This window comes from Pumilibacter intestinalis, from assembly GCF_943193005.1.
Lineage (GTDB): Bacteria > Bacillota > Clostridia > Christensenellales > Pumilibacteraceae > Pumilibacter > Pumilibacter intestinalis.
On record NZ_CALPCH010000027.1, the window covers coordinates 1 to 23039 of the forward strand.

At 52.9% G+C, this 23039-nt stretch carries 21 protein-coding genes; 1 reads left to right on the forward strand and 20 read right to left on the reverse strand.

Annotated features, from left to right (window positions below; genetic code table 11):
- Positions 1 to 253: 253 nt before the first annotated feature.
- From truA to NFR55_RS09810, 20 genes are all read right to left on the reverse strand, one after another.
- Positions 254 to 1006 (reverse strand): tRNA pseudouridine(38-40) synthase TruA, encoded by a 753-nt coding sequence (truA, locus tag NFR55_RS09715; RefSeq protein ID WP_251548558.1) that lies wholly within the window; start codon positions 1004 to 1006, stop codon positions 254 to 256.
- A complete protein-coding gene (locus NFR55_RS09720; protein ID WP_251548559.1) occupies positions 1003 to 1839 on the reverse strand; it encodes an energy-coupling factor transporter transmembrane component T family protein in 837 nt (278 codons plus the stop codon). Before NFR55_RS09720 ends, truA begins: the two co-directional genes overlap by 4 nt.
- Positions 1836 to 2720: an energy-coupling factor transporter ATPase gene (locus NFR55_RS09725; protein WP_251548560.1), complete on the reverse strand. Its 885-nt coding sequence runs from the start codon at positions 2718 to 2720 to the stop codon at positions 1836 to 1838. The genes NFR55_RS09720 and NFR55_RS09725 overlap by 4 nt, the downstream gene beginning before the upstream one ends.
- Positions 2711 to 3532, reverse strand: coding sequence for an energy-coupling factor transporter ATPase (locus NFR55_RS09730; RefSeq protein WP_251548561.1), 822 nt, complete (start codon positions 3530 to 3532; stop codon positions 2711 to 2713). Before NFR55_RS09730 ends, NFR55_RS09725 begins: the two co-directional genes overlap by 10 nt.
- A 176-nt stretch (positions 3533 to 3708) precedes the next feature.
- Positions 3709 to 5289, reverse strand: coding sequence for a phosphoenolpyruvate carboxykinase (ATP) (gene pckA / locus NFR55_RS09735; protein WP_251548562.1), 1581 nt, complete (start codon positions 5287 to 5289; stop codon positions 3709 to 3711).
- Between the two features lie 186 nt (positions 5290 to 5475).
- Complete coding sequence (locus NFR55_RS09740) at positions 5476 to 6162, reverse strand: DUF2238 domain-containing protein (protein WP_251548563.1); 687 nt, start codon at positions 6160 to 6162, stop codon at positions 5476 to 5478.
- The gene (locus NFR55_RS09745; RefSeq protein WP_251548564.1) at positions 6162 to 9293 is read right to left on the reverse strand and encodes a transglutaminase domain-containing protein; all 3132 of its coding nucleotides are present in this window, start codon (positions 9291 to 9293) and stop codon (positions 6162 to 6164) included. The genes NFR55_RS09740 and NFR55_RS09745 overlap by 1 nt, the downstream gene beginning before the upstream one ends.
- Before the next feature lie 183 nt (positions 9294 to 9476).
- Positions 9477 to 9647 (reverse strand): zinc-ribbon domain-containing protein, encoded by a 171-nt coding sequence (locus NFR55_RS09750; protein ID WP_251548565.1) that lies wholly within the window; start codon positions 9645 to 9647, stop codon positions 9477 to 9479.
- Between the two features lie 222 nt (positions 9648 to 9869).
- Complete coding sequence (locus tag NFR55_RS09755) at positions 9870 to 10190, reverse strand: helix-turn-helix domain-containing protein (RefSeq protein WP_251548566.1); 321 nt, start codon at positions 10188 to 10190, stop codon at positions 9870 to 9872.
- An 84-nt stretch (positions 10191 to 10274) separates the two neighbouring features.
- Positions 10275 to 12320: a glucosidase family protein gene (locus NFR55_RS09760; protein WP_251548567.1), complete on the reverse strand. Its 2046-nt coding sequence runs from the start codon at positions 12318 to 12320 to the stop codon at positions 10275 to 10277.
- A gap of 10 nt (positions 12321 to 12330) precedes the next feature.
- Positions 12331 to 13137: a DegV family protein gene (locus NFR55_RS09765; protein WP_251548568.1), complete on the reverse strand. Its 807-nt coding sequence runs from the start codon at positions 13135 to 13137 to the stop codon at positions 12331 to 12333.
- A gap of 45 nt (positions 13138 to 13182) precedes the next feature.
- Positions 13183 to 14001: a carboxyltransferase subunit alpha gene (gene accA, locus NFR55_RS09770; RefSeq protein ID WP_251548570.1), complete on the reverse strand. Its 819-nt coding sequence runs from the start codon at positions 13999 to 14001 to the stop codon at positions 13183 to 13185.
- The gene (gene accD, locus NFR55_RS09775) at positions 14001 to 14873 is read right to left on the reverse strand and encodes an acetyl-CoA carboxylase, carboxyltransferase subunit beta (RefSeq protein ID WP_251548572.1); all 873 of its coding nucleotides are present in this window, start codon (positions 14871 to 14873) and stop codon (positions 14001 to 14003) included. The genes accA and accD overlap by 1 nt, the downstream gene beginning before the upstream one ends.
- A 26-nt stretch (positions 14874 to 14899) precedes the next feature.
- On the reverse strand, positions 14900 to 16237 hold the full coding sequence (gene accC / locus NFR55_RS09780) for an acetyl-CoA carboxylase biotin carboxylase subunit (protein WP_251548574.1): 1338 nt from the start codon (positions 16235 to 16237) through the stop codon (positions 14900 to 14902).
- A gap of 7 nt (positions 16238 to 16244) precedes the next feature.
- On the reverse strand, positions 16245 to 16730 hold the full coding sequence (accB, locus tag NFR55_RS09785) for an acetyl-CoA carboxylase biotin carboxyl carrier protein (protein ID WP_251548576.1): 486 nt from the start codon (positions 16728 to 16730) through the stop codon (positions 16245 to 16247).
- A gap of 2 nt (positions 16731 to 16732) precedes the next feature.
- Complete coding sequence (gene fabF / locus NFR55_RS09790) at positions 16733 to 17965, reverse strand: beta-ketoacyl-ACP synthase II (protein ID WP_251548578.1); 1233 nt, start codon at positions 17963 to 17965, stop codon at positions 16733 to 16735.
- 1 nt (position 17966) lies between these two features.
- Positions 17967 to 18704, reverse strand: a complete 738-nt coding sequence (gene fabG / locus NFR55_RS09795; protein ID WP_338052328.1) for a 3-oxoacyl-[acyl-carrier-protein] reductase — start codon at positions 18702 to 18704, stop codon at positions 17967 to 17969.
- A gap of 151 nt (positions 18705 to 18855) precedes the next feature.
- Positions 18856 to 19698 (reverse strand): ACP S-malonyltransferase, encoded by an 843-nt coding sequence (locus NFR55_RS09800; protein WP_251548580.1) that lies wholly within the window; start codon positions 19696 to 19698, stop codon positions 18856 to 18858.
- On the reverse strand, positions 19699 to 19920 hold the full coding sequence (locus NFR55_RS09805) for an acyl carrier protein (protein ID WP_251548582.1): 222 nt from the start codon (positions 19918 to 19920) through the stop codon (positions 19699 to 19701).
- 82 nt (positions 19921 to 20002) lie between these two features.
- Entirely contained in the window at positions 20003 to 20959 is a 957-nt protein-coding gene (locus NFR55_RS09810; protein WP_251548584.1) for a beta-ketoacyl-ACP synthase III, read from the reverse strand.
- A gap of 308 nt (positions 20960 to 21267) precedes the next feature.
- On the opposite strand from NFR55_RS09810, the gene NFR55_RS09815 reads away from it, so the two are divergent.
- Positions 21268 to 22389, forward strand: a complete 1122-nt coding sequence (locus NFR55_RS09815; RefSeq protein ID WP_251548586.1) for an FprA family A-type flavoprotein — start codon at positions 21268 to 21270, stop codon at positions 22387 to 22389.
- The last annotated feature ends 650 nt before the right edge of the window (positions 22390 to 23039 follow it).

Below are 23039 nucleotides of genomic sequence, written 5' to 3' on the forward strand. Positions count from 1 at the left end.
TTACGAAGAGCGGCAAGTATCGAAGGATAAATCGGGGGGCGTAGAGCGTACTCGCTCGCAATGACATTATTTGGAAACTCAGCTTCAAACTCGTGTATTAAAACCTCTACGCGTAAGCGTGTGGGTTAAGGGCAACGCCCTTATCGTTGCGGAAAAGGGGTTCAAAGGGGAAAGACACAACCGAAAGTGTCTTGCCCCTTTGCGGTTTTCGCGAGCCTTTTGACGCCAAAAGGCTCAACTCCCGCCCCTATTCTCAATACTCCACTTTCAATAGCGTGAGTCCTTTGCTCGGCGCGGGCACTTTTCTTATTGCGTTTTCGTTGCCGCCCAGTGCCGAAGCAAAATCGGCAAGCGTGATTTTTCCGCAGTTCAGAGCGAGTAGCGCGCCCGTAACGAGCCGCACGGTTTTGTATAAAAAGCCGTTGCCGCAAACGGTGAGTTCGTAAGTTTCGGGCATAATGCCCGCGGCGGGATAACGCGCAATAGAGCAAGAATATACGGTGCGCACCGTTGTTACCGCCGACGAGCCCACGCACCTGAACGCAACGAAATCGTGCGTGCCCTCAACGAGTTTGCACGCCTTTTGCAAAAGTTCGGTATCGAGCGGGCTTTCCAGCCTGAGCGCAAAACCGTCGGCGTGCGGCAATTCCCTGTCGCTCAAATACATGCGGTAAACGTAGGTTTTGCGCTTGGCACTGCGGCGGGCGCAAAAGCCCTCGGGCACTTCGCGGCAATTCACCGCGCGAATATCGGGCGGCAAAAAGGTGTTGAGAGCCGCGGCGAACTTTTCGGCGGGCACGCTCGTATCGCATGAAAAAGAAACGACTTGCCCGAGCGCGTGCACTCCCTCGTCGGTGCGCCCCGAAGCCGTAACGCTTATTTCGCGCCCTGTAAGTTTTGCGAGCGCGTCTTCGAGCGTTTGCTGAACGGTAACGGCGTTTTTCTGAGTTTGCCAACCCGAGTACGCCGCGCCGCAATATGAAACCGTGAGAAGATAGTTTTTCATACGAGCAGATTTATAAATCCCAAACCGAACCAATTGTATCGCAACACGAGTATCACGAAAAAAAGCGCGAGCATTACGAACGCCGCAACGAAATCTCTGAAACGCAATTTGAGCACGCGCATGCGGGTGCGCCCTTTCGCGCCGCGATAACACCGCGAGTCCATGGCGTCGGCAAGCTCGTCGGCTCGCCTGAACGAGCTTACGAACAGCGGTATAAGTATGGGTATGAGCGACTTTGCGCGCTTAAAAATATTTCCCGTGTCGAAATCGGCGCAACGCGCTTTTTGCGCGTTCATGATTTTTTCGGTTTCTTCGGTGAGCGTGGGAATGAGCCGAAGCGCAATGCTCATTATTATGGCAAGCTCGTGCACGGGCAGTTTAATGAGCGCAAGCGGCTTGAGCAGGCTTTCGAGCCCGTCGGTAAGCTCCACGGGCGTTGTGGTGAGCGTGAGCAAACTCGGTCCGAGCACGAGAAACACAAGGCGCAAAGCCATGCGAGCCGCGCTCAAAAGTCCGCCCTTGTAAATCTTAATTATGCCCCACGCCCAAAGCGGTTCTTCGCCCCCGCCCGAATAAAACAGCACGCTTATTATCGCGGTGAACAGCACCAAAAACAGCACCGCCCGCACCGAGCGCAACACTTTCATAAGCGGAACTCGGCTGCAAGCAATCGCAACGAGCAAAAACAGGGCAACCACGGCAAAGCCGATGAATTTTTGAATAAAGAATATCCCCACGATGTAGAGCACCACCGAAAGCAGTTTTACTCTCGGGTCCAAACGGTGCACAGGGCTCTCTACGGGATAATACTGACCGAAGCTGACGTCTTTCATGCGTTAGCCCCCTTCGCCCGCAGTATCTCCTCCACAAGCTCGTCTTCGGTGAGAGCGGCAACGCTCACATTAAGTCCGCGCCCGTTAAGTTCGCGTGCAAGCGCGGTTACGCACGGAGTTTCTATGTGCAGTTCTTCGAGCGTATCCGCGCGCGAAAACAGTTCGCGCGGCGTGCTCACGAACTTGAGTTCGCCGTTTGCCATAACCGCTATTTTGTCGCAGTATTCGGCAACCTCGTCCATGTTGTGCGATATCATAATTACCGTGGGGCAAAGCGCGGACTTAATCTCCGTAATGAGATTGAGTATATCGCGTTTGCCGCGCGGGTCGAGCCCCGCCGTGGGTTCGTCGAGCACCAAAATTTTGGGGTGCATGGCAAGCACGCCCGCAAGCGCGACTCTGCGCTTTTGCCCGCCCGACAGGTCGAACGGACTGCGCTCCGCCACGTCGGCGTAATCGAGTCCTACCATCTCTATTGCGGACTTAACCCGAGTATCGAGCTCATCGCCCTTTATGCCTATGTTTTTCGCGCCGAACGCCACGTCCTCGCGCACCGTTTCGGCAAACAGCTGATATTCGGGATATTGAAAAACCATGCCCACACGTGCTCGTAAAGCCTTGTAATCGGGTCTGTGCTTGCGCTTGGGCTTTTTGCCGCCGTTGCCTACGAGTCTGAACTCGTCTATCTCTATAGTGCCGCTCTGTATTCTCGTGAGCGCGTTCAAGTGCGCGAACAGCGTGGATTTGCCGCTGCCCGTGTGCCCTATCACGCCCCAAAATTCGCCGTCGGGAATTTCGAGGTTTATGTTCTTCAGCGCGTGTTTTGCAAAAGGCGTGCCCGCGCTGTACACGTAATTCAAGTCGGTTATCTTTATCGGCATAGCGCGTCTACAAGCTCCTCGGGCAACGTAATATCGCCGTCTATTTTAAGTCCCTTTTCTCTCAAGCGCATGGCAACCCGCGCCGCGAGCGGAAGCTCCAAACCCGCGCTCTCTATAAGCTCGCGGTTTGAAAATATCTCCTTTCCGCCCTCGCCGGCAACAAGCCCGTTGCGCATAACTATTATGCGGTCGGCAAGCGCGGCTTCCTCCATAAAGTGGGTTATCATAATTACCGTCATGTGCTCTTCGCGGTTAAGACGGGTAATCACTTTCATAACCTCTTCGCGCCCTATGGGGTCGAGCATGGCGGTGCTCTCGTCAAGCACCATTACGCGCGGCTTTATTGCGAGCACTCCCGCTATGGCAATGCGCTGTTTCTGCCCGCCGGAGAGCCGAAAAGGCGTTCCGCGGCGGTGGTCTTGCATGCCTACGCTCTCGAGCGCCCACTGCACGCGCTCGCTTATTTCCGCGCTCGGCAGTCCGAGGTTTTCCGGCCCGAACGCAACGTCGTCCTCTATAATAGACGCCACCATTTGATTGTCGGGATTTTGAAACACCACGCCCACGGTCTTACGGATATCAAACAGGTTTTTTTTGTCGGCGGTGTCCATTCCTCTCACGCGCACACTGCCTTCGGTGGGCAGAATAAGCCCGTTGAAAAGTTTGGCGAGCGTGGACTTGCCGCTTCCGTTGTGCCCTACGAGCGCGACGAATTCGCCCTCTTTAACCGAGAGCGAAACTCCTCCGAGCGCGGTCTTTTCGTCCTCCGCGCCCGCGTTATATACGTATTTTACGTCGGAAAGTTGGAGCATTAGGTTATAAGTATAGCACAACGGTTGCGATTTTACAAGTATTTTTAATGTGCGGCATGTGAGGAATAAAAAAAGCCCCGCCCTAATGCGGGGCGGAGCTTTTCTCATGAATGGGATTGCTTCGGGTGCAAGCACCCTCGCAATGACAGCGTAAACCGTATGCCTCGCAATGACAACTACGCTTTGGGTCCCGCGTTAACGATGTTGGCGGGCATGTGGTCGTATTTCTTGAAATTCTGCACGAACTCTCCCGCAAGTTTTTTGGCAAGACGGTCGTATTCCTTCTTGTCTTTCCATACGTTTTTGGGATTGAGTATCTCGGCTTCCACTCCGGGGCAAGACTTGGGAACAGCCAAACCGAAGAAAGGCTCGGTTTCGTATTCGACTTTGGCAAGCGAGCCGTTGAGCGCGGCGGTTACTATCGCGCGGGTTGCGGGAAGCGACATGCGCTTGCCCACTCCGTAAGCTCCGCCCGTCCAGCCGGTGTTTATAAGGTAAACGTCCGAACCGTGCTTGCGTATCTTCTCGCCCAAAAGTTCGGCGTACACGCTCGAGCGAAGCGGCAAGAACGGCGAACCGAAGCAGGTGGAGAAGGTGCAAACGGGGTCGGTAATGCCGCGTTCCGTGCCCGCAACTTTGCTCGTGTAGCCCGAAACGAAATAATACATTGCCTGCTCGTCGGTAAGTTTGCTAACGGGCGGCAACACGCCGTAAGCGTCGGCGGTAAGGAAGATAACGGTGTTGGGGTGTCCGCCCACGCCGGGTATAACGGCATTGGGTATAAAGTTTATGGGGTAAGCCACGCGGGTGTTTTCGGTAAGCGATTTATCGGTGAAATCGGGAACGCGGGTAGCTTCGTCAACCACCACGTTTTCCATAACCGCGCCGTGGCGGATAGCTCCGAATATTTCGGGCTCTTTCTCGGCGGAAAGGTCTATGCACTTTGCGTAGCAACCGCCCTCTATGTTGAATATGCCGTCGTCGCCCCAGCCGTGCTCGTCGTCGCCTATAAGTCCGCGGTTGGGGTCTGCCGAAAGCGTGGTTTTACCCGTGCCCGAAAGCCCGAAGAACAGCGCGGTGTTGCCGCTTCCGTCTTGCGCCATGTTGGCGGAGCAGTGCATGCCGAGCACGCCTTTCTTGGGAAGAAGGTAGTTCATAACGCTGAACACCGACTTCTTCATTTCGCCGCAGTACTTGCTGCCCGCTATAATAACGAGCTTTTTGGTAAACGATACGAGTATTGCCGCCTCGCTGTTCACGCCCTCTTTCTCGGCGTCGAGCTTAAGCCCGGGCGCGCAAATCACGGTGAAATCTTCTTTGTAGTTCTTAAGCTCTTTGTCCGTGGGGCGAATGAGCATATCGTGCATAAAGAGGTTTTGCGACGCGAACTCGTTTATAACGCGCACGCTTATGCGGAACTTGGGGTCTGCGCCCGCAAATCCGTCGAACACGTAAATATCGCGGTTGGATAAATACGCGGCAACTTTGCCGTATATTCTTTCAAACTTTTCCGGCTCGATTTTTTTGTTTTCCGCGCCCCAGTTGATTTCGTCGGTTATGCCCGGTTCGTCCGCAATAAAACGGTCTTTGGGGCTTCTGCCCGTGTATTTGCCCGTTTCTATGAGCAACGCGCCTTTGTCGGTAAGGCGTGCCTTTTCCGTCTTAAGCGCGGTTTCGGTTAAAACCGCGGGGCTTAAGTTGCGGTTAACGCTCTTGGGACTTGTGATGCCGTACTTTTCGATGCCGAAAGTTTCCATAATTGAATTACTCCTTTTCAGTTTTCGCATATTGGCGAAGCGCAAATCGACGTTTGCCAATCTCCACCGAATACAATTATACTACATATTTTCAACCTATGCAAGCGTTTTCGCATACTGTTATTTTTCACACAAAAAGGACGCGCTCATTAAACCGAACGCGCCCTTTATTTCAGAGCTTATACGTTATTCCTTTTCTTCCGATTTGCCCGCGTTTACTTGGCGGTATATGCTTTTGCAAACTTTATATCCGCACAGTTTATCCGCAAGCACGAGAACGTAAAAGAGAACAACTCCGAATATCGCGACTATCATATCCCACATGGTGTCCCACAGCGGACTGTAAGACTTTATAAACTCGTTCACGGTCATATCTCCCACCGCGTTCATGTCGGGCATCCAGCGTTGCAGGTCGGCTCCGAGCAACGCGCTCGCCGCGTACTCGTATATTTCCCACAGCGCCGCCATGCCGAGCACTCCGAGCATGATTAGCACGAAAAAGCACCAGGGCTTGAGCTTTTCGCCCTTGCCGTACAAGAGAAGTATAAACATTCCCAAGCCGCCCACTATGCCGAACAGCGTGTGCAGTATTTTATCGCAGTGCGGAAAAACTCTGTACAAATACACCGCCGCCAAGTTCATGGCGAAAAACGCAAAGCCCGTTACGGCTACGTTGAGCGCAAACGGTATGCGCACGCGGCATATAAGGTTAAGCAAAGGGATTATGAGCGCGATTAGCGGCGCGCCCGCAACTTGCAGTATGCGGAAAAATTCGCTCTCGCGATACACAAGCAGATAAACGCACAGCGATACCGCGCTTAGCGGCAACATGCAAAAAAACGGAACGTATTCTATAATTCTCTTGTTTTTCATTATTTTTTACCGTCGGGTTTTTTGGGCGCAACCGCCGACTGACGGGGCGCGGGGCGGGTTGCCGCAGTTGCGGGTCTTTGAGCCGCCGTCGCGGCAGGTCTTTGAGTTGCGGTTGCGGCAGGTCTTTGAGTTGCGGTTGCGGCAGGTCTTTGAGCCGCGGTTGCGGGGCGGGTTGCCGCAGTTGCGGGTCTTTGAGTTGCCGCAGTTGCGGGTCTTTGAGTCGCCGTCGCGGTTGCCGTAGCCATTGCGGGGCGCACGGAAGCCGACGCGCGACTCTGTTGCGACTCCGCGCGTTTTGCGCCGCCGTTTTTGTCAGAAGAAGGCTTGCCTTTGCCGCCGTCTTTCTTGCGGAGGAAATACCAAACGAGGAACGCCGCCGCGCCCGCGATAAGCACGAACACTATTATGAGCGTAACCACGAGAGCCGTGTTGCTTTCTTCTTCGGGCAACTCTCCCACTTTGTGCTCAACCGCAACAATCATATCTTCGGAGCTTACCACCAAACGGGGACTCGCAACCACAAAGCCGATGTTTGCGCGTTCGGTAGCCACGCGTTTCGCCACGAACGAAATTTCGAGAGTACTGTTCGCCGAGATATCGTCGTATCCGAGCGTTATCTCTCCGTTTTCGTTTACGGACGTTTTCTTGTCCGTGTCGCCGAGCATTACGCGCCCTATTTCGTATCCCTCATCGGGAGTGATTTTATACGTAACCGTCTGCCCCGAAACAAGCTGTTTTACCGAGGTTTCGCTTATAGAGCCGCCTTTGCCCTCCACGCTCGCGTAAATACTGCGCACGCCCGTATCCGCGTTCTTGCCGTCCAAGGCGCAAACCATAAACGGACTGAAGCTGTTTACCGTGGCGATTATGCCGTATTCGGTTATAACGCAGGGAACTTTTTCCACTCCGATTATAACGCCTTCGTCGTTGAGTTTGTAGTGATAAACGGTGAACGTAACGTCCTTGTTGGGTCCGTAACCTTCGGGGAACCCGAAACCTACTTGCATATAACTGCCTGTGGGCACTTTTTGCACCACGCCGCAAAGTTGCAAGTCTATTTCGTAAGTGGAACTGCTCTTTATATCGGTTTTGTTAACGCCGATTTCCGTGTTGCCGAGCAAAGTGTTTTCCATGGTCTCGCTCTTGTCTTTGCCGGGTTCGTCAACCACGAGCATCATCTGACTGCGTTGGTTGCCCACAATCGGCTTGCCGTTCTTGTCTTTGAAGCCCTCGGTGGAAAGGTCTTCCGCTCCCACGAATTTGGGATGACCGTATACTTGCATGTAAAGTCTGCCGTCGTTAAACACCTTGGGGCAAACAACCTGCTTGCGCTTGAATGTGTAATACCCCGCAGGCTCGGGCGTTTTGTTGCTGTCTTTTCCCACAAGATTTGTGGGCACGAAAGTGTAAGTATCGAAATTGTGAGCGTAAGACGCGTCGGGAGTAAAGGTGAACGAAAGCGTGTTTTTCTCCGCGTCCCACTTTACGTTTTCGATTTTGGTGGTTTTGCTCATATCGCCGCTATTGCCGTTTACCGCGATTTGAACTTTGAAATCGTCGGTTAAATCCTGCTCGTTTGCGGGAATGAGTTTCTCGTTGTATTCGAACATAACGTCCATCTTATCGAACGACCATATCACGCCCGTTTCGTAAGGAACTATTTTCTTTGCGTAAGGGGAAGCCTTAAAAGTTTTATATGCGTTGTTGGCGTATACGGAACTCGTTGCAATTACGTGTTGATTAAAAGTTGCCTCGTCGAACAAGAAATTGTTTTGCTCGCCCGCTATATCCACAATTGCAAACTGCACCATGAATACGTCGGGTTTAGCATAAAAATATAAGTATTTGCCTACGCACTCGTTGTAAGTACCGCTATTCGCGTTCAAGAAAGAATTCTCATTGAACCAAAGCGAAGTTGTTCCGTCTTCTTTTATATAGCGCAAAACGAGATATTTTCCCTCTTTTCGCAAATCGTCGGCGTTTTTTCCTTCGTAAGATATACCCAAATACAGTACTTTCTTATTATTCACATCAACGTAGCCAAACTTTTTATCGCCTATATTGCCTTCGTCTTTGAATTCGAAGCCGCTCGCGTCCTCGTTAACGCCGTAGTTCAACGCGCGAAGAGCGGGATATTTGAGTTCGAAACCCGAAGAAGATATAACTCCGTCGGCGTAATGATTTTGCGATAAGAATTCTTCGCCCACAAGGGTGTATCTGTCTATATTCAATGAGGAGCTGTTGTAAGTAACGTCCACTCCGTACCAGTGCCCGCCTATTTTCACGGCGTTCCACATGTGAGCTTCGTAGCCCGCGGTACCCTCTGCGGCAACGCCCGAATACGCACTGCCCTGTACGAGAGTGCAGGGTATCGAAAGTTCGTCCATTATCGCCTTAAAGGCGCGAGCGTAACCGCCGCAAAGCGCCTTGCCGTTCACGAGAGAGCCGTAAGCCGTGTTCACGTAACCGTCGTAATCCACTCCGCCCTGCGCGTTTTTGCGCGCGCCGTAGTCGTATTCGGTTTTTTCGGCTATGTACTTGTTTGCGGCTTTCACAAGCGCAACGGGGTCGTTACCCGCTTTCTTTACCTCGGCAACCGCCTTTTCGAGCGCGGCGTTGTATTTTTCCGTAGCCGTTTTCACCTCGGACGCGCTTTTAACGGTGTTGTCTACGTAGTAGTTTTCGAAATTGCCCGTTCCGAGATACGCCGCGTACACGCCGTTTTGCATGCCCGCGCTGAGATACAGTTTGTAGGAGTCAAGCCAGAACAAATCCGGATTATCCATATAAAAGGCGTCGCGTGCCGCTCCGAGCGCAACGGGTACGCGCGGCGAAGAAGAGTCTACGTATTTCCTCACCTCTTCTTCGGTGAGCGCACCGCTGCCAATCAAGTCGTATTCGAGCATGCCGGAAGCAAAGTTCGCGTTCTCCGTCATGTCGTTTATAGCGCGGTATAGGCGTTGCGCCATATCGCTGTTTTTAAGCTCTTCGTAATAATACGTTTCGCCCACGTTCGCCGAGTCTGCGGCGTTCGCGTTTGCCGAAAACGCAAGTTTCGTTCCCAAAACGAGTACGGCGGCAAGAAGAAATACTACCGCTACACGCAATGGACTTTTGGTGTTTGATTTCATAAAACCTCCGAAAGATTTGATTTTTCCGACTCGCAACAAAATATGCGGTCAGTATATATTATACATCAATATTTCCATTCGGTCAACTGCCCGCAATAACAAAATTTTTTACTCCTGCGCATTTGCCGACACGCAAAAAGCCGACCTCGATATTTCGAAGTCGGCTCTCTCGTCGCCTATACTTTAAGCGTTGCGTTGCTCGCCGTTTCTACGCGCCGCCTTGCGTGCCTTGCGGCACTCCGGGCAACGTGCGGGTTCGTTGGTGAAACCTTTTTCCGCATAAAACGCCTGTTCGCCTTCGGTAAACGTAAACTCTTTGTTACAGTCTTTGCAAGTCAAAATCTTGTCAGCCATTACTCGCTCCTTACCTCCTTATAGATTGGAAATCAATTGGGGCAATTTAAGGGGACTGCGAAATCGACCTGCTAATTTCCTTATATACAGTGTACACTCATTTCACGGTTTTGTCAAGCGTAAATCATAAACAATAAAAGCATACTTGCTATTTGCTACTACCGCTTTTTTGAAATTTTTCCAATCCTCTATGCCTATAAAATAACGTCTTTGTCCATTATTTTATTTCCTCTTGAGTATCTTGAAAGTTTCAATCATTTTGAGCACCGCTTCTTTTTCCAAATCAGACAACAAAAACCACTCTTGCAAAATTTCATTCTCTTCCGTCGCCGCTTTTTTGCTACCCACCCCGCAAAAAAACTGCTCCAAAGTAATACACATCGTTTCGCAAATCAATTCCAAATTCGACAACGACGGCATAGAGTCTTTGCGAGTCCAACCGTATACGGTATTTGTGGTTATGCCCGAAAATTTGGCAAGGTCGTACTTTGACCAACCCTTCTTTTTTCTGAGTTCTTCGATACGTTCGACAATTACATTCATAAATTCTCCATAAGATATAACGATTGCAAAATAGTTATATATCTGAACGTATTTCAATATTTTAACATTTATCGGTAATAAAGTTTACTCTTCTATGCGTTTTTTCTTGCCTTTTTCCAGTATGAAAGTTTCGCCGTTTTCGTAAAGTTCGGCGAAGCAGCCGGAGCTATTGTCGGCGGAGATAACGCCGCGTTTGCAAGAAAGGCGCAGGCAATCGTCGCCGAATGCGATTTCAGCCTTAAAGTCGCCGCAATCCGCGGGCGGAATTATGCTCGCTTTGCGGCAAGCGGAGTAATTCACTCCGAGCACGCCGCCTATAAATCCGCAAAGCAGCGATACCGAAGAAACGCTGCACGCAGAGCCTGCGCGGTAAAAATATTCGGGAAGCACGGGCGACTCGCTCTCTATAAAGCCGAGCGAGCGGCGCACGAGCCTGTCTTTCGCCTGCGCGGTGCGCCCCACGGCGGCGAGAGCGTCTATCACAAAGCCCTCGTATGCGGGCGAAGCGTTGTTGCAAGAGGCGAGCGCGTCTGCAATCTCCGCCGACTTATCGCCCGCCAAGCCGCACAGCACAGCCAAAGCGTTGGCGCGTTCGTCGCAGATTTCGCCCGACGAGAAATAGCCGCCCTTGTAATATTTTGCGCCAAACGCCGTGAGTATGAGGTCGGCGCGGCGGCGCAGTTCGCCCTCGTGCTCGAAATTCGCGATATCGCCCGCAACCTCCGCCAAAAAGGAAGCGGCGGAATAGTACAGGCATATTTCGATTAGTTGCGGGTCGCAGTTGTAGCCCGCGTCGGCTCGCTCTCCCTCTTTAAGTCGGGAAACAAGTCCGTCGTAGCCGAATTCCCAGCGCATGAGATAGGAGCACAAAGCCTCGTATATTTCGGTCAAAAGTTGTACGTCGGCGGTGCGCATGTAATACGCCGCAACCGCGCCCAAACGCGAGCAGAAAGTCAAAGACGATATCACGTCTTCATAGGCAAACGGTCCGCGGGCAAAATTTTCGAGCGCGCCGTTTTCGGGCACAGCCCCGAGTATAGCGGCGCGAACGAGCGGCAAAACGGAGTCGTCGTATGTTACGAGCGCGGCTCGCGCAAACACCGACAGCGCGAACAGGTCGCACCCGCGGTCGCGGTCGGAGTTGTTGAGCATGCCGCCGTCCATGCACGCCCGCATGGTGTTGTCGCACTTATCGAGCAGGGTTTCTATGTTGCGGTCGCCCGAATAGTGCAAAACCCTGCGCACGGGATACGCCGCAAACATGAGGTCGAGCGAACGCACCGTTACGGTGGCGGGCGCGATTACCGTTACTTTGCTTCCGTGCATGGGAACGGGGCATGTGTACTTTTGCGTGCCGTTGCGGCAGATGTAAACGCCGCGCGTGCCCGTGTACTCGCCGTCGTCGCCCCATTTTCCGAGCGAGGTATAGCGGTCGGTCTTGATTTCGATACGCTCCGTGCCCATTGCCATGAGTTCCAAAACGGGGCAAAATATTTTTTCCTCGCCCAAATCGAACTCATACGTGTGAATTACGCCCTCGGTGCTCTTAGCGAACTTTTTGGCTCGCACCGTCTTTTCGTATACGAGTCCCGTTTGCGAATTTTCTTCGAATATTACGCCGCCTTCGCCGTGCTCCGTTGCGGGCGAGAAAAGCGTAGAGCCGTATTCGGCTTCGAACACGTCGCCGAGTTCGCCCCTGCCGCCGTCGGTGTAGCAGTCAAACCCCCAATATCTGCCGCTCGGGCGCGGCTCTCCGCAGTCCTCGGCAAAAGGGCGGTGCACCACGAACGACTTATCGGAGTATATTGCGAGCTCTTTGCAAGAAACTATGAGCCCGCTCGACTCGGGCGGCTCGTAACCGTTTGCAGGCTCGCCGTAATACGTGCAGTCGAACCCGAGCACGTTGTTGCCCTTAGAGAGCTTTTTGGTTATATCGAAAGAGCGGCAACCGCTTGCGCCGATTGCCACAGGCTCGCCGTTTACGTAAATATTCGCCCTGTCGAAAACGCAGACGTCCAATGTCGCCGATTTAGGCGGCTTATCGAGAGTAAAAGCGCGGCGGAATATTACTCGGTCGCGCTTTACGGTGTTGTCGTCTGCCCATATCCATTTACTTTCGGAAAAATCCATGTTACCGTCCTTATCTGCTTATATATGATATTCCCATTGCGCCTTCGCCCACGTGCACCGATATTACCGGTCCTACGTCGCGCAAATGTATCTTAACGTGCGGGAAACGCGCCGAAAGCGCGGCTTCCACCCGCGAGGTGTCCGCCCCCTCGCTTTTCATTACGAATATGCGGCGGGCGTTATCGGGCACTGCCGACACGAGAGCGTCCACCCTCTGCTTTACGCCGCGGGCGTTGCTTATGAGTTTTATGTTGTCTATGCAAGTGAGTATGGGGCGCATGTTGAGCGTGGTGTTAGCCGACTTACTGAGAACGAGCCTGCCGCCCTTTCTCAAAGGCTCGAGCGAGTCCACCGAGAACACCGTGCTCACTTTGTTCTTTATCTGCGCGAGATTATTGCATATTTCGTCAAGTCCCATGCCGCACACAAGCATGTTAACGGCTTCGTCTACGAGTAAGTGCAGTCCGCAACTCACCGTTCCCGAATTTATTACGCGAACGCTCGTTCCGAACGGCTCGGCGGCTTTAACCGCGCTCGAGTAAGTGCCGCTCAGTGCGCTCGAAAGCGTGATGCAAAGCACCTCGCCGTCGTTTTCGGTAAGCTCCTCGAACACGCGCGAAAAAGCGATAGGCGTGGGCTGACTCGTTTTGAGCAGCTTTCCGCGCATCTTTTCGGCGTAATTGCCGTTTTCGCCGCGCGGCTGTTCGCTGTGCGGTATTCCGCTTATAAGATATGCAAGACTCACGAGTTTCACTCCGCGGCTCTCCAGTTCCGCTCGCGAATACCCTACCGACGTATCGGTCACTATAGTTATCATATAACTGCTACCTCGTATGCAATGTAACTTTCTTTATGCAAAAACTCAAAACGCTCTGAAACGCTCGTAACGCTTTTTAACGAGCGAGTCCGTAGGCTCGGCTTTTTTTGCCGAGAAAAACTCGTACACGTCTTTTTTAAGCCCCGCGAAATACTCTTCCGAAAAGCCGTTTTCTTCTATCACCCGCTCAACCGCGTGCTTTGCGAGAAGGTCGGGCGCGGTAAGTTTGAGAGCCGCCGCCGCCTCGCGCACCTTCGACGCGTCTTTATAGAGTATAGAAGCGCACCCCTCGGGCGAAATAACCGAATAGGTGGAAGTTTCGGTCATCCAAACCTCGTCGGCAACCGCAAGTCCGAGTGCGCCGCCGCTTCCGCCCTCTCCTATAAATATGCTGAGTATGGGCGTTTTGAGCCCCGCCATTTCGCGCAAATTCACCGCTATGGCTTCGGCTTCGCCGCGTTCTTCCGCGCCTATGCCGCACGCCGCGCCCGACGTATCCACAAAATTGAGCACGGGTCTGTGAAACTTTTCCGCCTGTTTCATGAGTCTTAACGCCTTGCGGTATCCCTCGGGCGCCGCGCCGCCGAAATTGTGCTTTATCTTGTCGGCGGTGTCAACGCCCTTTTCTATGCCTATTACGGTTACGGGCATGCCGCATATGCGCCCTATGCCGCCCACTATCGCCGCGTCGTCGGCAAAGCCTCTGTCGCCCTTAAGTTCTATGAACCCTTCCACTATGCCGTTTATATAACGCACAGCCGTAGGACGGTTTTTGTCGCGGCTCATTGTTACTATATCGTAGGGCGTAAGCTCCTTTTTCTCCGCGGGAGTCGCCGCCTGTTTGTTTGCCTGCTTGGGTGCCATCAGTCGTTACCTCCCGTGTGCAACGCGATAATCTCGCCGAGCTTGCTCTTCATATCGCCGCGCTTTACTATTAAGTCTACGTATCCCTTTTGCTGTAAAAATTCGGCGCGTTGGAAACCCGCGGGCAACTTTTGCCGCGTGGTCTGCTCTATCACGCGCGGACCGGCAAAACCTATAAGCGCGTCCGGCTCGGCTACTATGATATCGCCGAGAAAGGCGAACGAAGCCGAAACTCCGCCCGTTGTGGGGTTTGTGAGCACCGAGATATAAAGCAATCCCGCGTCGTTATGACGCCCCACCGCCGCGCTCGTTTTCGCCATTTGCATGAGCGAGGTTATGCCCTCTTGCATGCGTGCGCCGCCCGAGAGAGCAAAGCCCACCACGGGATAGCGGTGCAACGTGGCATATTCGAATATGCGCGTTATGCGCTCGCCCACGGCATAGCCCATACTGCCCATTATAAATCTATAGTCTATGGCGAACATTGCCGTGTATATGCCGTTTATTTTGCCCACGCCCGCAATTACGCCCTCTATTTCGCCGCTTTCCGCCCTCGCCTTATCGAGCTTTTGTGCGTAACCGGGGAAATCGTCGCCGCTTTCGGCAACAACGTCGGCAAACATTTCGGTAAACTCGCCGTCGTCGCACAGCGCGATAAGTCTTTCGCGCGCGCCTATCTTAAAATGATACCCGCATTTGGGGCACACTTTCATATTGTTATCAAGTTCGCTCGATATGAGTATGGCGCGGCATTTATCGCACCGCACCGACACTTTTTCGGGCACCGCGGGCTTGTTGCCGTCCGCCCCTCCCTCGAGCGCGTTTTTGGGTTTACGGAAGAATATTTTCCGTATGGTATCTTCAAATCCCATTTTTGTATCCTTAAAAAACTATCTTTCTAAAACTTGTGAGTCTGCATGAAATCGGTGCAATACGTGCCGTCGTCGAATTCCCGTTCCGAAAGTATGTCGCATCCGAGTTCGGCATTGTAGTTCACGCCCTCCACCACAAGTTCGCACAGCGCGGCGTTGAGCTTGCGTATCGCCTCTTTGCGGTCGCGAGCGTACACTATAAGTTTGCCTATCATGGAGTCGTAATAGGGCGGAATCGTGTAGCCCTGATATATCGCCGTATCGAAGCGCACCCACGGTCCGCCCGGAATATGCAAAAGCGATATCGTTCCGCAAGAGGGGCGAAAATTGTTCTTCACGTCCTCGCTGTTTATGCGGCACTCTATGGCGCAACCCGAAAGCCTGACGTCGGTCTGCTGAATTTCGAGCGCGACTCCCGCCGCAATTCTTATCTGCCATTTCACAAGGTCCACGCCCGAAACGTATTCGGTTACGGGATGTTCCACCTGCAAGCGGGTGTTCATCTCCATAAAGTAAAACTTGTCTTTGCCGTCGTATAAAAATTCCACCGTGCCCGCGCTTGTGTAACCCACCGTTTCGGCGGCTTTGCGAGCCGCGGCAAACATCTTCTTGCGCACCGCGTCGGGCAAAGTGGCGCAAGGGCTTTCCTCTATTATCTTCTGATTTTTGCGCTGAACGGAGCAGTCGCGCTCGCCGAGCGTAACTATGTTGCCGTGCTCGTCGCACAAAAGCTGCACCTCAACGTGCTTTACGTGCGTAAGATATTTTTCGAGATAAACTTCGCCGTTTCCGAACGCACCCGCCGCTTCGCTCGAGGCTATGTTTATGGCTTTGGGAAGTTCTTCCTCCGTTTCCACAATGCGTATGCCCCTGCCGCCGCCGCCCGCGCTCGCCTTCACTATTACGGGATAGCCTATCTCTCTCGCCACTTTCAACGCCTCGTCAACGTCGGTTATGGCGTCCATGCCGGGCACTACGGGCACGCCCGCCTTGCGCATGGTGCGCCGCGCCTCGTCTTTGTTGCCCATGGCGTTTATAACTTTGTAGTCGGGACCGATAAACTTTATGCCGCACTGACCGCACAGCTCGGCAAACCGCGCGTTTTCGCTTAGTAAGCCGTAGCCGGGATGCACCGCCTGTGCGCCCGTTGCCACGGCAACGTCTATAATAGCCGTCATGTTGAGATAGCTGTCTTTCAAAAACGCCGGACCTATGCAATACGCCTCGTCCGCAAGCGATACCCAAAGACCGTCGCGGTCTGCTTCGCTGAATACCGCAACGGTGGATATGCCCATTTCTTTACAGGCGCGAATTATGCGAACCGCCACTTCTCCGCGGTTGGCAATAAGTATTTTAGTAAACATTCTTACCTCAGAAAATTCTGAACAGCGTTTGTCCGAATTCCACCAATTCGCCCGAATTGGCGAGTATTTCCACTATTTCCCCGTCGCGCTCGGCAATAACCTCGTTCATGAGCTTCATCGCCTCTATTATGCAAAGCGTGTCGCCCTTTTTAACCTTACTGCCCTTCGATACGAACGGCTCGGAATCGGGCGAGGGCGCGGAATAGAACACGCCCACCATGGGCGATTTTATTTCTTCCACAAGGTTGTAATCGAGAACGCCGTCGCTCGGACCGGTTTCGGCTTTGAGCGGCGCGGCTTCCGCTTTTTGCGCGGGAAGCGACGCGGGCGCAACTTCGGTAACGGCTACGGGCGCGGTAACGAACGCAGTGCCCGAGTTCTTCTTGAGCGTAACGCGCAGTTTGTCCGCGCCGTCGCCCGATTCGACCTCCAACTCGCCGAGTCCCGAATTTTCGAACATATTCATCAAAGTTTTGATAACTTTTATATCCATTTTCACTCCTTTTTGAACGCAAGGCAAGCGTTGTGTCCGCCGAACCCGAGCGACGAAGAAAGCGCGAATTTAATATCGGCTTTCATCGCTTTGTTGGGAGTTACGAACAAATCGCACTCGGGGTCGGGCTCGAGATAGTTTATGGTGGGCGGGATTATGCCCTCGCGCAACGCCATAACGGAAGCAAACGCTTCCATTGCGCCCGCCGCGCCCAGCATATGACCCGTCATGCTCTTTGTGGAGCTTACTTTTACTTTTTTGGCTTCTTCTTCGCCGAACGCCTTTTTTATGGCAACGGTTTCGGTCTTGTCGTTAAGCGGCGTGCCGGTGCCGTGCGCGTTAACGTAAACGCCGTCGCCGCCCTTAATTCCGCTCTCCTCCATAGCCAAACGTATGGCGCGAGCCGACTGAGTAGCTTCGGGGTCGGGCGCGGTGATGTGGTGCGCGTCGTCGGTGTTGCCGTAACCCGTCATTTCGGCGTAAATTTTCGCGCCGCGGGCAACCGCGTGTTCGTATTCTTCGAGAACGAGCACAACGCTGCCCTCGCCCATTACAAAACCCGCTCTGCGCTTGTCGAAAGGTATGCTCGCAGAGTTCGGGTCGGTAGCCTGCGAAAGAGCCATGCAGTTTATAAATCCGCCGTAAGCAAGCGGATTTACCGCCGCTTCGCTTCCGCCCGCTATTACCGCGTCGGCGTAGCCGTGCTTAATCGCGCGATACGCTTCGCCTATGCTGTTACTGCTCGTGGCGCACGCCGTAACTATGGGAAGCGTAGGTCCGCAAGCCTTGAATTTTATGGCTATAGTGCCCGTAGCCATGTTGGAAATCATCATGGGAACAAAGAACGGGCTTACTTTTCTGTATCCGCCTTCCAAAAGTTTGGAGTGCTCGGTCATCATGGTGGATATGCCGCCTATGCCGCTGCCCACGTATACGCCCAAACGCTCCGAATCCACTTTGCCCGCAATGCCGCTGTCTTCCACGGCTTGAGTCGCCGCCGCAACCGCGTACTGCGTGTATAAGTCGTTTTTGCGCAAATCGCTCTTCGCCATATATAAAAGCGGGTCGAAATCTTTAACCTCGGCGGCAAGAGTAGCCTTAAAGTCGGTCGCGTCGAACTTTGTAACGCGAGAAATTCCGTTCTTGCCCTCTTTAAGAGCTTTCCATGCGCTCTCTTTATCGTTGCCTACGGGCGATATAACGCCCAGTCCCGTCACGGCTACGCGTTTTACCATATTATATATACATTCCTCCGTCAACTTTTATCACCTCGCCCGTTACGTAACGGTTTTCGAGGAAGAACACTACGGCTTTCGCCACGTCGTCGGGATTGCCTATAAATCCGAGCGGTATCTGCTTTTTGATTGCGTCCTGTTGCTCGGGGGTGAGCGCGTCGGTCATTGCCGTGGCGATAAAGCCGGGCGCAACCGCGTTGCACGTTACCCCGCGCGAAGAAAGTTCGCGGGCAACCGTTTTGGTAAGTCCTATGAGTCCCGCCTTGCTCGCCGAATAGTTGGCTTGCCCCGCGTTTCCCATAAGCCCCACCACGCTCGATATGTTTACTATCGCGCCGCCGCGATTACGCATGAAATTCTGCGTGAGGTGCTTTGTCATATTGAACGCGCCCTTGAGGTTAACGGCTATTACCTTGTCGAAATCCTCCTCGGTCATGCGCAAAATCAGCTTGTCCGCCGTGATGCCCGCATTGTTTACGAGCGCGTCAACCGCACCGAAATCGGCGATTATCTTGTCGCACACCTCTTTGGTCTTGTTGAAATCCGCCACGTTGCACTCGTACGCTTCGGCTTTAACGCCCATTGCGCGCAACTTTTCCAGCGCGGGCGCGGGGTCTACAAATACGTAAGGTATGGCGATATTCGCGCCTTTTTGAGCGCAAAGTTCGGCAATGGCAAGTCCTATGCCGCGCACCGCTCCGGTTACAACAACCGTTTTACCCTTTAATATACTGTCCATATTTTCACCTATATAAAATGTTGTAGTATGTAATTTTTCTCATGTTTGGGATTGCTTCGTCGGGCTTTGCCCTCCTCGCAATGACAATTAGAACATCGGAAACCCGTCATTGCGAGCGGCGTAGCCGCGCGGCAATCCCATACACATAAACCTAACCGCGTATCTTCGCAACCAAGCCCGTGAGCACTTTGCCGGGTCCTACCTCGGCAAACTCCTCTATGCCCGCGGCAAGCATGTTTTGCACCGTCTGCGTAAAGCGCACGGGCGAACACATCTGCTTCGCAAGCAAGTCGGCGGCTTCGTCGCCCTCGCCGTAAGGCAAAGCCGTAAGATTTGCGTATACGGGAATTTCGGGTTTACGGAAAACAAATCCGCCCAAAAACTCGCGGAATTCCTTCGCCGCGTCGCCGAGAAGCGGACAGTGAAACGCGCCCGACACTTTGAGTTTTATGCCGCGCCCCTTCATTTCGGTTATTTTTTGCAACAAAGCGGCTTCGTTTTCGGCGCGAACGGCAATCACCGTTTGCTTGGGCGCGTTGTAGTTCGCCGCCCATGCTCCGCACTCGCCCGCCGCCTGTTCCGCCTGCTCGGGGCTCAACCCCACGGCGGCAATCATTGCGCCGCCCGCGCGCGAGCATACTTTTTCCATAAGCTCGGCGCGCTTCATTATAATACGCAATCCGTCTTCGAGCGCGAGCGCACCCGCGTAAGTGAGCGCGGGAATTTCGCCCACCGAAAAACCGCACGCCGCACATGGCGCGCCGCTCTTCTCCTCTTCCGCTATCGCGTAAGCCAAATCCGCCGCGAACATCGCGGGCTGCGTGTTCACGGTTCGGCTCAGTTCTTCGGGTGTGCCGCTCTCAATTAGCGCCCTAAGTCCGGGGCGCACGCTTTCGGCGGCTTCAAACAGCTCCTTCACGCGCGGAGAGGTAAGCTCGCACGCCATTCCCGGCACTTGCGCTCCCTGCCCCGCAAACAAAAAAGCTCTTTTCATTTATTTCTTCAGCTCGTCTATCTTGGCGGCAAGTTCGCCGATAGTGGTAACGACGAGGTCGTCGCCGAGCGTAACTTCGAATTTTTCTTCAACCTGCATCATCAGGTCAACTTTATCGAGAGAGTCGAAGCCGAGGTCTTCGAAAGTAGTGTTTTCGTTTACCTCGAGTTGTTCGCCCTTGTAGTCGTTCACGATTTCAGCCAAAGTCTTGATAGTTTCCATTGTAAGTACCTCTCGTTTATTATTTTTTTGTTGGGTTTTATCAAAAGTCGTTTTACCGACGATTGTTACATAATAAAATTGTTTACTTGCTCCAAACGCACACGGCGGCGGCGGCGGTCATGCCCGCGCCGAAAGCAACAAGCAAAAGTTTGTCGCCCTTCTTGAATTTGCCCGCTTTCGCGTTTTCGTCGAGTAGCACCGGTATGCTCGTTGCCGACATGTTTCCGTACGAGTCTATGTTGGTGAGAACCTTTCCGTCCTCTATTCCGAAGCGTTTCTTCGCCGCGTCTATTATGCGTATGTTGGCTTGGTGCGGCAAAACGTAGTCTATATCGTCCATGGTAAGCCCCGCCTTTTCAAGCACCTTTTCCATTTGGGCGAGCATTACGTTCACCGCAAACTTGTAAGTTTCCTTGCCGTCCATCACAAGCCCCACTTTGCGGTTTTCCACCGTGGAGAAGGGACTCGCTCCGTCGTAAGCGCAGTTGTATATCGTGCGGGCAGGCTCGCAAACCATGGTTTGAGCAATCAGACCCTCACCCTTTTTGAGCACAACCGCCGCCGCGCCGTCGCCGAACAGTATGCACGAACTGCGGTCGGTCCAGTCGAGCTGACGGCTCATAGCCTCGCATGCAAGAACGAGCACGTTGTTCGCCCTGCCCGTGGATATGAAAGCGTCGGCAATCTCGAAAGAATAAAGCATAGCCGAGCACGCCGCGTTTATATCGAAACAAGGCGCGACTATGCCCAACTTTTCCGCCGTAAGGCACGCCTGCGACGGCGTTATCATATCCCCGCGCATGGTAGCGCATAAAACAAGGTCGATTTCTTCGGGCTTAAGTCCCGCGTCGGCGAGAGCTTGTCCGCCCGCCGCTTCGGTGAGTTCGGTGAGAGTCTCGTTTGTGAGCACACGCCGCTCCCGTATCCCCGTTCGAGTGCGTATCCACTCGTCGTTGGTGTCCATGATTTTGCCGAGGTCGTCGTTGGTAACGACTTTGCGCGGAAGCGCGCTCCCCGTTCCGGCTATATAAAAACTCATTACGTTGCAAGTTTCCTCAATTTAGTGCGGCGCAAGCAAAAAACAAACGTACAGTATCCGCCGCTTATTATATTATATAATCGCTAATAAATTATGTCAACCGTATACGGCGAAATTCCGCCGAAAATAGCCCGATTTTATTCGAAATTCACAATTTTAAGGCGTTTTTGGCTCGATTTGCGCATTTCGGGGGCTTTTCCCCGTTGCCCGCAATTATTATAATTTATCGCGAGCTTGTCCGTTAGACTTGACACGGCGCACAAAAACGGCTTATACTTATTAAGCAAATTTCACCCGAGGAGTTTTTTATGGCAAACGGCATTTCTCAAACCAAAGCATTACAGATACAAGACGGCATATACGCCGTGGGCGCGGCGCAAAAAGACCGCGCCGAATTTCACGGCTACAGCGTTAGCCGCGGCGTAACGTATAACGCCTACCTCTTGCGCGGAAACAACGGCAAATATACGCTTATAGACACCGTGCTCAATGAGTGCGCAAGTCAACTTATGGAGCGCATATCTTCGGTGACCGAGCCGAGCAACATAGAAGCCGTGATAATAAACCACACCGAACCCGACCACTCGAGCGCGTTGCCCGAGGTTCTCAAAGCGTGCAACCCCGTAATTTACGCCACAGCCGCGGCAAGCAAGTTTCTTTGCTCCATGTACGGAGTATGCAACGCCCAAACGGTGAAAAGCGGCGACGAAATAACCATAGGCGGCAGAATATACAAGTTCCTCGCAACGCCCATGGTGCACTGGCCCGACAACATGGTGACTTATCTGCCGAGCGAGCAAATACTTTTCAGCAACGACGCGTTCGGACAGCATTACGCCGCAAGCGAAGCGATAGATACGCTTTGCGACTTAAAAGCCGCTCTCGAGGAGGCAACTCACTACTTTGCAAACATAGTTATGCCCTACCGTGCGCCCACCCTTAAAGCATTGCAAGCGGCGGCGAGCCTGCCCATAAAAACAATCGCGCCCTCGCACGGCGTGATTTGGACAAAGCATATCCCCGATATTATAAACCTATACACCGAGCTTTGCGGCAACGCGCAAACCGCCGCAACTCTCGTGTTCGACTCCATGTGGGGCGGCACGGCGCAACGCGCGAAAGAAGCGGCGGACGAACTGAACAAAAGCTACTCGGATATCCGCACCTTCGACCTGCGCAAAGACCCCTTAAGCAACGTAATGGCGTCGCTCGCCACAAGCAAACACGTTTGCATAGGCTCGCCCACATACAACGGCTTCCCCACGCCGCACATTAGCACGCTTATTGCCGAAATAGAAGCTCTCAAACCGCCCGTAATAGAATATTCGCTCTTCGGCACTTTCGGCTGGGGCGGCGGCGCAAGCAAAAAGCTCGCCGAAAAACTCGACTCATTGGGACTCAAAAAGGTTTTCGACCTCACGCGGGCGTAAAATTATCCGTCATTGCTAGCGTAATGTCGCCCCGCCCGTCATTGCGAGCGAGCAACGCGAGCGCGGCAATCCCCCGCGGTATGCCCTTGTCATTGCGAGCGAGTGAAACGAGCGCGGCAATCCCCTACGGTATGCCCTTGTCATTGCGAGCGAGTGCAACGAGCGCGGCAATCTCAGTCATGAGAAAGGTATAGCAACTTTACTTGTTCCATGTATGGGATTGCCACGGGCATAAATGCCCTCGCAATGACGGGCGGGCGTTGTCATTGCGAGCAAGCAACGCGAGCGCGGCAATCCCCCGCGGTATGCCCTTGTCATTGCGAGCGAGTGAAACGAGCGCGGCAATCTCAGCCATGAGAAAGGTGTAGCAACTTTTCCTGCTCCATGTATGGGATTGCCACGGGCGCAAGCACCCTCGCAATGACATGAAAACCGCAATGCAAAAAGCGGCACACAAACGTGCACTTCCCATAGGGAATTAAAAAACCAAGTTTTTTATTGATACGTTTTCAGATTATGAAAAAAGCACTCGAAAAAAATGATCGAGTGCTTTTAACTACACATTATTACAAAGATAAATTGAAATTTAATTTTCAATTTTAATAATAATGTCGTATGCAGTAGAACATTCTTCTTTTGATAATTTTGTT